Origin of the sequence: Sutcliffiella rhizosphaerae (assembly GCF_917563925.1) — a bacterium.
Taxonomy (GTDB): Bacteria; Bacillota; Bacilli; order Bacillales; family Bacillaceae_I; genus Sutcliffiella_A; species Sutcliffiella_A rhizosphaerae.
On record NZ_CAKJTJ010000037.1, the window covers coordinates 1 to 13308 of the forward strand.

14 protein-coding genes and 1 riboswitch are annotated in these 13308 nt (G+C 38.1%); of the genes, 13 read left to right on the forward strand and 1 reads right to left on the reverse strand.

The window, feature by feature from the left end; translation table 11 throughout:
* Positions 1 to 149: 149 nt before the first annotated feature.
* Positions 150 to 1391, reverse strand: a complete 1242-nt coding sequence (locus tag LRP81_RS19730) for a TolB family protein (protein ID WP_230504349.1) — start codon at positions 1389 to 1391, stop codon at positions 150 to 152.
* A 239-nt stretch (positions 1392 to 1630) separates the two neighbouring features.
* On the opposite strand from LRP81_RS19730, the gene LRP81_RS19735 reads away from it, so the two are divergent.
* The 13 genes from LRP81_RS19735 (at position 1631) to LRP81_RS19795 (ending at position 13105) form a co-directional block, all read left to right on the forward strand.
* Positions 1631 to 3298, forward strand: a complete 1668-nt coding sequence (locus tag LRP81_RS19735) for a glycoside hydrolase family 13 protein (RefSeq protein WP_230504351.1) — start codon at positions 1631 to 1633, stop codon at positions 3296 to 3298.
* 129 nt (positions 3299 to 3427) lie between these two features.
* Positions 3428 to 3533, forward strand: a riboswitch (SAM riboswitch).
* A gap of 106 nt (positions 3534 to 3639) precedes the next feature.
* Entirely contained in the window at positions 3640 to 4749 is a 1110-nt protein-coding gene (locus tag LRP81_RS19740; RefSeq protein WP_230504352.1) for a sugar ABC transporter substrate-binding protein, read from the forward strand.
* 117 nt (positions 4750 to 4866) lie between these two features.
* Positions 4867 to 6423 (forward strand): sugar ABC transporter ATP-binding protein, encoded by a 1557-nt coding sequence (locus LRP81_RS19745; RefSeq protein ID WP_230504354.1) that lies wholly within the window; start codon positions 4867 to 4869, stop codon positions 6421 to 6423.
* Positions 6371 to 7372, forward strand: a complete 1002-nt coding sequence (locus LRP81_RS19750) for an ABC transporter permease (protein ID WP_230504356.1) — start codon at positions 6371 to 6373, stop codon at positions 7370 to 7372. The genes LRP81_RS19745 and LRP81_RS19750 overlap by 53 nt, the downstream gene beginning before the upstream one ends.
* Before the next feature lie 110 nt (positions 7373 to 7482).
* On the forward strand, positions 7483 to 7764 hold the full coding sequence (locus LRP81_RS19755; RefSeq protein ID WP_230504358.1) for a YqhV family protein: 282 nt from the start codon (positions 7483 to 7485) through the stop codon (positions 7762 to 7764).
* A gap of 60 nt (positions 7765 to 7824) precedes the next feature.
* On the forward strand, positions 7825 to 8754 hold the full coding sequence (spoIIIAA, locus tag LRP81_RS19760; protein ID WP_317987103.1) for a stage III sporulation protein AA: 930 nt from the start codon (positions 7825 to 7827) through the stop codon (positions 8752 to 8754).
* A complete protein-coding gene (gene spoIIIAB, locus LRP81_RS19765) occupies positions 8751 to 9266 on the forward strand; it encodes a stage III sporulation protein SpoIIIAB (protein WP_230504360.1) in 516 nt (171 codons plus the stop codon). Before spoIIIAA ends, spoIIIAB begins: the two co-directional genes overlap by 4 nt.
* Before the next feature lie 83 nt (positions 9267 to 9349).
* Positions 9350 to 9553, forward strand: a complete 204-nt coding sequence (gene spoIIIAC / locus LRP81_RS19770) for a stage III sporulation protein AC (RefSeq protein ID WP_230504363.1) — start codon at positions 9350 to 9352, stop codon at positions 9551 to 9553.
* Positions 9554 to 9569: 16 nt separating this feature from the next.
* Positions 9570 to 9959 carry a stage III sporulation protein AD gene (gene spoIIIAD / locus LRP81_RS19775; RefSeq protein ID WP_230504407.1) on the forward strand — a complete coding sequence of 130 codons (390 nt, stop codon included), beginning with the start codon at positions 9570 to 9572 and terminating at the stop codon, positions 9957 to 9959.
* Positions 9960 to 9983: 24 nt separating this feature from the next.
* Positions 9984 to 11156, forward strand: a complete 1173-nt coding sequence (gene spoIIIAE / locus LRP81_RS19780) for a stage III sporulation protein AE (RefSeq protein WP_230504365.1) — start codon at positions 9984 to 9986, stop codon at positions 11154 to 11156.
* A gap of 11 nt (positions 11157 to 11167) precedes the next feature.
* Entirely contained in the window at positions 11168 to 11791 is a 624-nt protein-coding gene (gene spoIIIAF, locus LRP81_RS19785) for a stage III sporulation protein AF (RefSeq protein WP_230504367.1), read from the forward strand.
* A gap of 6 nt (positions 11792 to 11797) precedes the next feature.
* The gene (gene spoIIIAG, locus LRP81_RS19790; RefSeq protein WP_230504369.1) at positions 11798 to 12466 is read left to right on the forward strand and encodes a stage III sporulation protein AG; all 669 of its coding nucleotides are present in this window, start codon (positions 11798 to 11800) and stop codon (positions 12464 to 12466) included.
* Between the two features lie 3 nt (positions 12467 to 12469).
* Entirely contained in the window at positions 12470 to 13105 is a 636-nt protein-coding gene (locus LRP81_RS19795) for a SpoIIIAH-like family protein (RefSeq protein WP_230504371.1), read from the forward strand.
* Positions 13106 to 13308: the final 203 nt, after the last annotated feature.

Sequence of the window (13308 nt, forward strand, 5' to 3'; positions counted from 1 at the left end):
ATCACTTGGATACCACCTACATACATTTGATAACAATATTATAAAATAAAAAGGCAGCTGAAAGTTCATTTAACTTTCAACTGCCTTTAATAAATATTGGAGTTTTTCAGTGCCCTCAGAAGTGAATGGGGGCATTTTTTTAGTATCTGTTACTTCTCTAACTCCTTAGACCAGTTAACCTCTAAAACATTTTCAACTAGCAACCTTGCATCTTGACCGTTTGATCTGCCTATCCAAATATGTCTTTTTCCATCGGAATCTTCTCGTATCCAGGCAAGTTTTGTTCCTTCATTCAAAGTATGAGGTTCAGAGTCAGATGCATTTTTAGGAGTATTTATCAACTTGACTGCTTCTTTTTCTTTTAGATCAACTAGATAAAGAGAAGAACGATATTTTATTGCCTTTTCAGTTGATTCAGGTCCTCTTGCAACTACTATTTGCTCATCATTTAGCCAGTCAAAACTTATATCTGCATACCCCTTTGGTGTATGGACCTTTTTATAATTCGGAATGATGGTGTTTGTTGTTAGTACTTTGTTTTTTACAACACCGTGTAATCTTCCACCCCCTTGAATGGATGCAAGGAGTGGTTTATTAGGTGCCCACTTAACCCAGTTGGGAACATTTAATATTTCCCCAAGAGGAATAAAAAGCTTATTTTCCTTTACATAGACTGAAAGCATATTGCTGTCTTCTGACCAGGATGCGGTTGGGGTGATTGTCATGGCTAAGCTTTTCCCATCATTTGACCAAGTAAAGTTCTCTACATCAATAGCCAAGATGGAAAGGTCCTCATATTTTAAAGGAGAAGAAATGGTATGTAAAGGTGTTACTTTCACATCCAATTCTTGTTTTTTCTTTTCCAGTCCCCAGTGCACTTCATATAGCCTTGGATGACTCCAACCATCAGGAAACAATGATGCACTAGCAGAAACAAGTAAATTTGTGCCATCTCCATCCCAAGTAAAGTTGGAAACTCCTCCTGTCAACTGATGGATGATTGGCCCACCATCCTTCACCTCAACAACACATAAAATAGAATCACTTAAAAAAGCAAATGTTTGGTCATGTGGATTCCATGCCGGCGAATGACCATCTATTTTCAATTTTAAAGTCTTTTTTGCTAGTGTGTCATATAACCAAATTTGAGGCTGTGTATCTTTTCCGTCAAAGGGAGTTACTTCATAAACTAACCATCTTCCATCAAATGACCAATTAAACTTACCGATGTTAGCATTTTCATGAATAATTAATTCATGATTTTTTTCTAAAACCCATAAGGAATTAAATCTTGTATATGCTACTTTTGGCTGTTCAACTGCGTCCACAGAAGGAGCTTGGGACATGATGAAAAAGAAGACAAAAACTATGTAAATCCATTTAAGTTTCAAACTATATTCCTCCTAAAATATTCCTTCACGTTATTATTACCCAAAGGTATAATTTCATGATTAAAAACCAATAACCATGCAGTACACTCCATATTAAATTAAGTTGAAATAAATGAAAAAGATGGTATAGTAAAGTAGTGATTGAATTCAGGCATATTTTTTTTTAGAAGTTGTGCAAACGGTTACGCAAATTAATAAATTTGAACGAGTGAGTGTTAAGATAAAGGAGTGTAGCAACGTTGAATAAAATATGGTGGAAAGAAGCGGTTGCATACCAGGTCTATCCAAGAAGCTTTATGGATTCCAATGGTGATGGGATAGGTGATTTACGAGGAGTTATTTCTAAATTAGATTATTTAAAAGAATTAGGTATAGATGTTATCTGGATTTGCCCTATGTATAAGTCCCCAAATGTAGATAATGGCTATGATATTAGTAATTATCAGGATATCATGGAGGACTTTGGTACAATGAAGGATTTCGATGAGTTGTTAGAAGAAGTCCATACTAGAGAAATGAAGTTGATAATTGACTTAGTTATTAACCATACAAGTGATCAACATGGATGGTTTATCGAATCAGCATCCTCAAAAGATAATCCAAAACGTGATTGGTATATTTGGAAAGATGGAAAGGACGGAAAAGAGCCGAACAACTGGGAAAGTATATTCAATGGATCTGCATGGCAGTATGATGAGAAATCTGATCAGTATTATATGCATATTTTTGCAACAGAACAACCAGATCTTAATTGGGAGAATAAAGATGTTCGTTTTGCATTATATGACATGATTAACTGGTGGTTGGATAAAGGAATTGACGGGTTCCGCGTAGATGCTATCTCTCATATTAAGAAAGAGCCAGGGTTTCCAGATCTTCCGAATCCCAACGGGTTAGATTATGTTCCTTCTTTTGACTATATGATGAACGTTGAAGGAATTCAGAAGCACCTTCAAGAGCTAAAGGAGCAAACGTTTGCGCGTTATGATATCATGACGGTCGGGGAAGCCAATGGAGTAAAATTGAATCAGGCAGATGAATGGGTTGGAGAAGAGAATGGGAAGTTTAATATGATTTTCCAATTTGAACACCTGGGACTTTGGGAAAAAGGAACAGAAGGTGGCGTGGATCTTCGACAATTGAAAAAGACGCTTTCTAAATGGCAAAAAGGGCTAGAAGGTAATGGCTGGAATGCACTTTTTCTTGAAAATCATGATCAGGCAAGATCTGTATCAACATGGGGAAATGACAAGGAATATTTGGTGGAAAGTGCCAAGGCTTTAGGTGCACTTTATTTCTTGATGCAAGGGACGCCATTTATTTATCAAGGCCAAGAACTTGGAATGACGAATGTGAAGTTTGATAGTATCGATGACTATGATGATGTTGGAATGAAAAACCTTTACAATATTGAAAGCGTGAAAGGGAAGGAAGCCGCACAAAAGGTCATGGAAATTATTTGGGCTAAAGGCCGAGATAATTCCCGCACACCAATGCAGTGGAATGACAGTTATAAGGGTGGCTTCACAACTGGTTCACCATGGATGGGTGTAAACGAAAATTATAAGACCATTAATGTTGAAAAACAGTGGAATGACCCTGAATCGGTTCTAAGTTTTTATCGGAACATGATTCAGTTACGTAAAAAAGAGGAAATTTTTGTATATGGAGAATACAACCTCCTACTGGAAGAAGATGAACAAGTATATGGATACTCGAGAACACTTGACAATAAGCTTGCACTTGTTTTGTGTAATATAAGTGCTAAAGAGGCATTTATTGATCTTGGAAAAGTAGAAGTTTCTTCAGCATCTCTTCGTCTGCAAAACTATGAGGTTGCAGCACATAATAACATAACTGCTTTCACATTAAAACCATATGAAGCAAGAGTGTACGTCATTGGCTGATGGTTTCAGATTTTCGGTCGCTCGAAAAGCTATAACAAAATTATTTCAAATTTCCATTAACCCATTGACACATTTTCTTTATGGGAGTAAAGTAATACTAAATTCTTTTAAAAAACTAAATATTATGATCTCTTATCAAGAGTGGCAGAGGGACTGGCCCGATGACGCCCAGCAACCGTTCCGTTTGGAATTGGTGCTAAATCCTGCAAAACAAGTATGTTTTGAGAGATAAGAGAGGGACGAGTCTATTATTTTTGAATGCTAACGTAAACCTCTCTTTATCTGGAGAGGTTTTTTATTTTGGAAAAAGAATGACATTAAGTAAAAAGGGGAGTTCTTACATGTTTTTTAACACATTCAAAAAGGGATTAGTAGCCATTACTGCGGCAACATTGTTACTCACAGGATGCAACACAGAAGGAAATACGGCTGCAAATAAACTACAAGGGCCAATTGAAAATGTGCCTGAGAAATTTGCAGATGGACAAGGTGCAAAAATAAAAGTAATTCGAAAAATTGGCGGAGATGATCATACTGCTCAATTTTTAGATGGGGCAAAAGAGGAAGGAGAATCATTTGGTTTCACTGTAGATGTGTTCACCGCAAATGGTGATAGTGCTAAATTTCACGATGCGATCAATCAAACGATAAATCAAGACTATGACGGAGTGATTATCTCCCATGGAGATGATGCAGCTACAGTGGAAGGGGTACAAAAGCTGCGGGAAAATGGTAAAGAAGTAGTGACATTTGATTCGATTGAAGAGCTTGTCGAGATTGACGGTGTTACCTTAACTTCTCAAGATGATGAAGAGTTAGCTTCACTTGCATTAGATCAACTTGTGAAGGATTTTAACAAGGAAGCAAATATTGTATATCTTTGGGTCGATGGCTTTCCACCAATGGTGAGAAGAAATAATGTATATAAAGAAGTGCTTGATAATAATCCAGGAATTAATGAGGTTGAAAGATTTGGAGTAGCTGCAGCGGATACTTCCGTACAAACTCAAAACGCTGTGGCGGCAATGCTCAACAAACACCCAAAAGGAAGCATTGATGCGATTTTTGCAACTTGGGATGCTTTTGCAATTGGTGCTGCCAGAGCATTAAAAGAGGCTGGACGAGAAGAAATTAAAATCTATGGAATTGATGTTTCCAATGCGGACCTCCAAGAGATAAGTGAAGAAGGGAGTCCATGGAAATACACGGCCGCTGTGGATCCAAAGTTGATTGGTGCTATAAACCTTAGATTAATAGCAAAAAAGATTGCTGGAGAAGAAACTCCTCAAACTTTTGACTTAGAAGCATCGCTCATTGGTCAAGAAGAGCTTCAGCAATCAAAAGAAGCCGTGAATATGGGCAATCTTTCCGAAGTGGTAAAAGGTTGGGGAGAATCTGATGCATTCCTAGAAGACTGGATGAAAAACTTGAAAGAACACGATAAGAAATAAGTCTCATAATCTGTTAACACTCTCTCAAAATGAGAGAGTGTTTGATTTATTGTAAGTATCATTGTTAGGGAAAAACCAACAATACACTAGCGATTCTCTAAAAAGGAGGTAAGTAAGATGACAGGATCCATTTTGCAAATGAGAAATATTAGTATGGATTTCCCAGGAGTAAAAGCATTATCTAATGTGGATTTTACCGCAACATCAGGCAGCATACATGCTTTAGTCGGTGCAAATGGTGCTGGAAAGTCCACATTAATGAAGGTATTAGCTGGCGCCAATGATCATTATCAAGGGCAGATGCTGCTAGAGGGAAAATCTGTCTCTATACAATCGCCAGCAGATTCACAGGCATTGGGTATTCAAATTGTCTACCAGGAAGTGGACTCTGCCCTTATACCTCCATTAACAGTTGTAGAAAATATTATGCTTCAAGAAACGGTGCAAAAATCTAGTAATAAACTATGGATTAACTGGAAAGAAGTACACCGTCAAGCTGCCAAGCATTTACAGAAACTAAACATTTCGATTTCCACAAAAAGAAAAGTAAACAGTCTTACACTTGCGGAAAAACAAATGGTTCTTTTAGCGCGGGCCATGTCCACAAAGTGCAAATTCCTTATCTTAGATGAACCAACTGCACCTTTAAGTAACCGGGAAACCGATGAACTTTTTACCATTATGAGAGCTTTAAAGAACGATGGGGTTGGCATAATCTTTATATCACACCGCATTCCTGAAATATTGGAAATATGTGATGAAATAACGGTGTTGCGCAATGGGAAAGTAGTGAAGGAGAGTAACATGGGCAATCTTCAGGCAGAAGAAATCGTGGAGTCCATGCTAGGTCAAAAACTTGAAACACAATTTCCACCTTTAAATCATCATCTAGATGAAATTGTACTAAGTGTGGACAGTATTAGTGACCATTTCATTCAAGACGTTTCCTTGGAGGTAAAAGCAGGTGAAGTGGTTGGGATTGCTGGGCTTGTAGGGGCAGGGAAAACAGAGCTTTGTAAAGCACTTTTCGGTTGTTCACACATTACGAAAGGAGATATTGCGATAAACGGAGCACATGTCAGAATCAGTAGTCCCTACAGAGCCGTGAAACTTGGCTTAGCATTAGTTCCAGAGGAAAGAAGAAAGGAAGGTATCAATTTGTATGAGTCTGCCTCTGTCAATTTGACTGCATCAAGTTTGCATTCCCTTACTAATATCTTTCATTTTATTGATAGAAAAGCAGAGAGAAGAAAAGCGGAAGAAATGATTCAACAATTAGGCATCAAAATCACTACAAGTAATACAAGTGTACATACGTTGTCTGGAGGAAATCAACAAAAAATTGCCATAGGAAAATGGCTCGTTGCTGAAGCAGATATTTATATTTTTGATGAACCAACTAAGGGAGTGGATGTGGGAGCCAAAAAAGATATTTTTCAATTAATTACTGCTCTTGCTAACCGGGGAAAGGCGATTATTTACGCTTCTGCAGAGCTCTCCGAAATAGTGGGACTTACAAACAAAGTATATGTCATGTATGATGGCACAATTGTCAAAGAGCTTGAAACAGCTAAAACTACGGAAGAGGAGATCCTATTTTATTCAACAGGAGGAACTAATAATGAAAGTAGAGATTCCAGTTCAAAACAAAGCAAAACCAGCCTTTCGCTTTGAACTGTTTGATTTTTTGTATAAGTATGGGACCATCATTACGATTATTGTATTAATTGCTGTTTTTGCTTTAGTGAATCCAGCATTTATACAATCTAATAATATTATCAATATTTTACGGTCGATCTCCATTGTCACCATTATTGCAATTGGAATAACCATATCTTTAACGGTTAATGGCTTTGATTTGTCTGTAGGTTCTGTTGCATCTTTATCAAATGCAATAGTAATATCGATGTTTGTCTGGTTCTCACAAAACACAATGGTAGCACTATTTTCTGCAATCTTAGCCGCACTGTTAGTTGGTATCTTTAACTCTATTATGATCGTAAAACTCAAAATCCCTGATATGCTCTTGACACTCGCGACCATGTTCATTATCCAAGGTATTGCCTTAACGTATACGAAAGGTTCCACTATATCACAAAACATGGTAATGCCGGATGGAACATTTGCATCAGGCACCATCAGTCCATTATTTCAAAAGTTTGGGCAGGTTCCATGGATTATTGTTATCATGCTGATAATTGTCGCAGTCGTCCATATCTTTTTAACGTATACAAAGCATGGCAGGTTCATGTACATAATCGGTGGAAATAAAGAGGCTGCCAGATTATCAGGAATACCTGTTAACAAGTATAAAGTTGCGGCGTATTTACTTTCTTCACTTTTTGCAGCAATAGGGGGTATCGTTCTTGCTTCTCGAATTATGACTGCTGAGATAAATGCTGGTACTCCATACTTGATGGATGCGGTAGCAGCGGCATTCATTGGATTTGCTGTACTTGGTGCAGGAAAGCCGAACGCCTTTGGCACGTTTATCGGAGCAGTATTAATAGGAATTTTGCAGAATGGACTTGTAATGATGTCAGTTCCATATTATGCGATGGATATCGTCAAAGGTCTCGTTTTAGCTTTTGCATTAGGGATAACGTATTATAAACAAAGATAAAAAGCGGAAAACAGCAATTTTCAAAGCTGTTTTTCCGCTTTTTTTCATTCTTTTCTTGTTCTCGGCATAGGTTGTACTAATGAGTGGTGCATAGGGAGGATTTAATAGGAATGAAAAAATTTCTTTCTCATATTGATCAAACTGTTTTATCTATGGCTGGACTACGCCTTTTTTCCGGTTTATTAGAAATAACGGCTGCAATTATCATGCTGAGCTTAAATGATGTAAAAAAAGCCATCGTCGTCAATTCAATGCTCGCGATTGTTGGGCCATTAATATTTATTTCTACAATGATGATTGGCCTTATCAGTATGGCAAATGAGGTTTCTTTATCCAAAATGATTTTTATTGCCATAGGGGTAGGGTTTATTCTATTCGGTATTTATAAATGAGTTATAAAATGGCCATGCATGCATACATTTAAGTAAGAAAAGGACAAGAAGGAGACTTGTATGATCGGAAGTGTTAGTAAAGCCCTGCCTGCAAATGTGTCGGAAATCTTGGATAAATTACCCATACAAACAAAAGAAAAGTTGGAGGAAATCAGAATCCGAGTTAATCGCCCTTTGGAGCTGATTGTGGGTGGGAAACCATATTTTCCATCCTATACAATAAGTGCGGAAGATGGGATGTATATTTTAAATAAAATAAGTAAATATTCTATCTATGCTCTTGAAGAAGAATTAAAAAGAGGTTACATCACTATTTCAGGTGGCCACCGGATTGGTTTGGCAGGGAAAGTGGTAACAGAGGCAGGTAAAGTAAAAGCTATCCGTGATATATCTTCGTTTAATATTAGAATTGCAAAGCAAAAGATCGGAGTTGCTGCCCCTTTACTTCCTTATTTATATGATAAAAGGTGGTTAAGCACCATGATAATTGGACCACCACAAACCGGAAAAACAACTATGTTAAGAGATTTAGCTAGATTTATGAGTACAGGAGAAAAGATGAGCGGAATTGCTTCATGCAAAGTGGGAATAGTGGACGAGCGATCAGAAATTGCCGGATGTGTGAGCGGTGTTCCACAGCATGACCTTGGTTTTAGAGTAGACGTATTAGATGGTTGCCCGAAAGCAGAAGGTATGATGATGATGATCCGTTCCATGAGTCCAGATGTCATAGTGGTAGATGAAATTGGTAGATTGGAAGATAGTGAGGCTGCTGTGGAAGCAGTACATGCTGGTGTTGGATTACTAATGTCCGTTCATGCCTTTTCCTATGAAGACGTGAAAAATCGACCAAGCTTGAAAGATATCCTTTCCTTGCGTGCAGTGAAAAGATTTGTAGAACTGACGAGAAGCGATGGGCCAGGAACTATTAAACGAATTGTGAACGAGTTTGGAGAGGAGATTTATAACGGAAAGAGTGAGAAATCATGATCAAATTACTCGGAGCAGTCTTCATCATCATTGCCACTTCTTGGGGGGGATTTGAGGCAGCCAGACATTTAACTGAAAGACCTAAGCAATTACGACAATTAAAGGTCTCCCTGCAATCATTAGAGGCTGAAATCATGTACGGGCATACCCCTCTGGCAGATGCAGCTAAGAATATCAGCAACCAACTTAATAAGCCACTTTCCACATTTTTTGAGACTTTCTCATATAAATTAGAAAAGTCATCGTTAACTGTCAGAACTGCTTGGAATGAGAGTTTGGATGAGATTTGGGGCTCTACAGCTTACAAAAAGGCAGAAATAGAGATTATGAAGCAATTTGGAGAGACCCTTGGACAACATGATCGCCTTACCCAGCAAAAGCATATCCAGCTTGCCCTAACTCATTTGGAGCGTGAAGAGTTGGATGCACGGGACAAACAAACCCGTTATGAACAGATGGTAAAAAGTCTTGGAGTCCTATCGGGGCTCTTGATTGTCATTATCTTAATGTAAGGCAAAACTTTCTATCTGTTTGAAGCAAAAGCGAGTTATGCATAGAAAACCATATTTAATCAGTACATTTAGGGGGAGCTTTCATGGGCATTGAAGTAGATATCATCTTTAAAATAGCAGGAATAGGTATTATCGTTGCTTTTTTGCATACTGTTTTAAAGCAACTAGGGAAAGAAGAGTATGCACATTGGGTTACCTTGCTTGGATTTATTTATATTTTATTTATGGTTGCAAGTATTGTGGACGACCTGTTTAAAAAAATTAAATCGGTATTCCTGTTCCAATGATAAGGAGTGTTGACCTATCGAAATCCTCCAAATTGTAGGTCTCGGATTAATTGCTACTTTTTTGGCTTTAGTAGTCAAAGAACAAAAGCCCACTTTTGCCTTTATGTTAGTTGTTTTCGTCGGCTGTGCCATATTTTTATTTTTAGTAGATCAAGTTTTCGAAGTGATTCGGATGCTGGAGAGAATTGCTTTAAACGCAAACGTAAATCTTATTTACGTTGAAACCATTCTAAAGATTATTGGAATTGCCTACATCGCGGAATTCGGGGCCCAAATTACAAAAGATGCGGGTCAAGGGGCAATCGCATCAAAAATAGAATTGGCCGGGAAAATATTAATTCTTGCAATGGCAATACCGATACTAACAGTCATTATTGAAACCATTATTAATCTTATTCCATCCTAACAACGGGAGGGGGAGTTTTCCAAAATGAAATATTTTCTTGCATTAATTGCAGTTGTGCTCATCCTACTCTTTATACCATTAGAAAAAGTACAAGCCTCTCCCGAATCCCCATCCGAGTTGGTCACAGATCAAATAGAAGGAATCGATGTTGATGACATAAAAGCTTATTGGCAAGAGGTGATGGACGAGTATGGTGGTTTTTTACCAGAAAGCCAAAAAGGTTCATTTATGGAATTTGTAAAAGGGGACAAGTCCTTTTCACTAAACGAATGGACTAAAGGCTTTGTGAAATATTTTTTTCATGAGCTCCTCGCAAATGGCAAATTACTAGGAAGCCTTATTTTACTAACCATTTTCAGTATGTTTCTACAAAACTTGCAAAATGCATTTGAGCAAAAAACAGTTAGCAAGGTTGCCTATGCTGTTGTCTTCATGGTACTTATTATCATCGCACTCAACAGCTTCCACATCGTGATCTCCTACACCCAAGAGGCAATAAGTGCTATGACTGGATTTATCATTGCCCTTGTCCCACTACTGATTGCGCTTATTGCTTCTTCTGGAGGAATTGTATCAGCAGCATTTTTTCATCCTATCATTCTTTTTCTAATGAATACTAGTGGACTCCTTATCCAGTATGTGGTACTTCCCTTACTATTTCTGGCTGCAATACTTAGCATTGTAAGCACCTTAAGCGAGCATTATAAAGTAACAAAGCTTGCCCAGCTTTTACGAAATATCAGCATAGGAATCCTTGGAATCTATCTAACAGTATTTCTTAGTGTCATTTCTGTACAAGGGGCAACGGCTGCAATCACTGATGGTATCGCAATACGAACGGCAAAGTTCGTAACAGGAAATTTCATCCCTGTAATTGGTAGGATGTTTACTGATGCTACCGACACTGTCATCACAGCTTCTCTTTTACTAAAAAATACGGTTGGCATCCTCGGGGTTGCCATTTTGGTACTTTTGGCTGCATTCCCAGCTGTCAAAATACTATCTATTGCCATTATCTATAAGCTTGCAGCAGCACTTTTGCAACCCCTTGGCGGTGGCCCTGTGATAGCTTGTCTCGATATTATCGGAAAAAGCATTATCTATATATTTGCCGCACTTGCTATTGTGTCTTTCATGTTTTTTTTAAGTATTACAGTCATCATTGCTGCAGGAAATATTACGGTCATGGTCAGGTAGGGGGAAACATAATGGACATGCTAACAGAATGGATTACAAGTATTATCCTATTTATTCTACTAGCCACAGTAGTGGAAATGCTTTTGCCAAATTCAGCTATGCAAAAGTATACGAAGCTAGTTATCGGACTGTTGTTAATAGTTGTTATTTTAACGCCGATATTAAAGCTTCTTTCCTCAGATATGGATGAATTATTCGCAAAGATGGCAACCCTACCATCCCACACCGAAGAAGAAACTACAGAAAAATTAATAGAAATGAAGAAAAAAGAAATACAAGCCTCTCATGCTGCATACATTTTAGATAAGTGGGCTGTCCTAATGCAAGAAGATGTGGAGGGGGAGTTGAGAGAGACCTATGGTTTAACAGTAAAAGACCTTAATATTGTCGTTAAAAACGAGAACAAACTGACCGATATGCCGCTAGAAGAAAATATTGAATCTGTCGTAATCTTATTAAAAAAAGCAAAAGAGGAAACAGCCATTACTGCGGTAAAACCTATTAATATTGACACCTCCAGACCGAACGTAGCAGCTTCTTCTACTAAAGAAGAAGGAAAAGTAGTAAGCTTCCTAGCAGATCGCTGGCAACTACAACCAACAATCATTTCAGTAGCAGTGGAAGGGGGGGATTAGTACAAGGTGGTAAAGAAAAATCAAGATTTTATACCATGGTTAAAGTCTTTGCTATTCAATCAGTCAAAGGATAAAAAAGGGAAATACCAATACATGATGGTAGTCCTCGTTTTAGGTGTAGGTTTCATGCTCTTTGGCACACTTTTCTTTGGAAAAGATCAATCAGAGGCGCCAGGTAGCGGAATACTTCCAACCATGAAACAACAAGAGACAGATGAGGAGCCAGTATTTGGACATAGTGATGATGCCAACGCACCTTCTACTATCTCTGATTATGAAGCGAGTTTTGAAAATCAATTAAAAGAGGCACTCGAAAAGATTATTGGGGTAAATGAAGTATCCGTTGTCGTCAACCTGGATGCAACAGAACAAAAAATTTTCGAGAAGAACCGCACAACCACCGAACAAACTACGACAGAAACGGATAAAGAAGGTGGTAAACGTGAAGTCACAGATACCTCTAATAACGAACAAGTCCTCGTAATCAGAAAAAACGATCAAGAAATCCCGGTCATTTCTGAAACGAAAAAACCAGTCATCCGAGGAGTTCTGATAGTAGCAAAGGGCGCTGAAAATATACATGTTAAAAAAATGATCCAGGAGGCAGTCACACGAGTGCTTGACGTCCCGCAGCATAAGGTGGCAGTCCTACCCAAAAAATCCGAGGGGGAATAATCCATGTTATTAAAAAAACAAACAGTTTGGTTACTAACCATGCTAAGCTTAGTATTTGTTCTTTCAGCCTACTATTTTATTGGTGATCAAAAAGCAAACGAACAGATGGCTTCTAACCCAACTGAACAAAACACTAACAATGAGTCAGCTGAAAATCACGAAGGCCATGATGGAGACGCAACTGATGCTGATGGAGAGGAAGGAACAGAAGGTGCGGAAGCTTCAGACGATGACAGTGCTGTCGTAAAGTACATCTCTACAGACGACACATTTGCAGAAATGCGGTATGAACTCGATAATCTCCGCAGTGCTCATCGAGCTGAATTAAATGATCGCATGGCAAGCACAAACCTACCGGCAGAAGAAATCTCGAAAGCTGCTGATCAACTAAATGAATTAGCAAGTGTATCAGAAAAAGAATTTGCCCTTGAAACACAAATCCGCTCTTCACACAAAGAAATCCAAGATGTACTAGTTCGTGTTACTGATGGGAAAATCTGGGTAGCTGTCAAAGCACAAGACCATACGGCACAAATGGCAAACGATATCTATCACATGGTCCGCCAAGAATTCAATGAAGTCCGCAATGAAAACTTCGCGTTAGAATTTAGTCCATCTGAAAAGGATACAGAAGAATAAATAGATTTGCTGAAATACTGGTTCTCTTTTTGAGGGGGCCAGTGTTTTTTAGTATTTGAGGGTGGAAATTTTTCACTCTAAAAATTTTTCGGACAAATATTGGGAGAGTTATGGAAACTCCCATAATTAGATTTGAAGATTTAAAGTAGTAATTTTTAAATGGTAAACGTATGTCATGAAAAATAAGTACTTCTTCTGTCGTT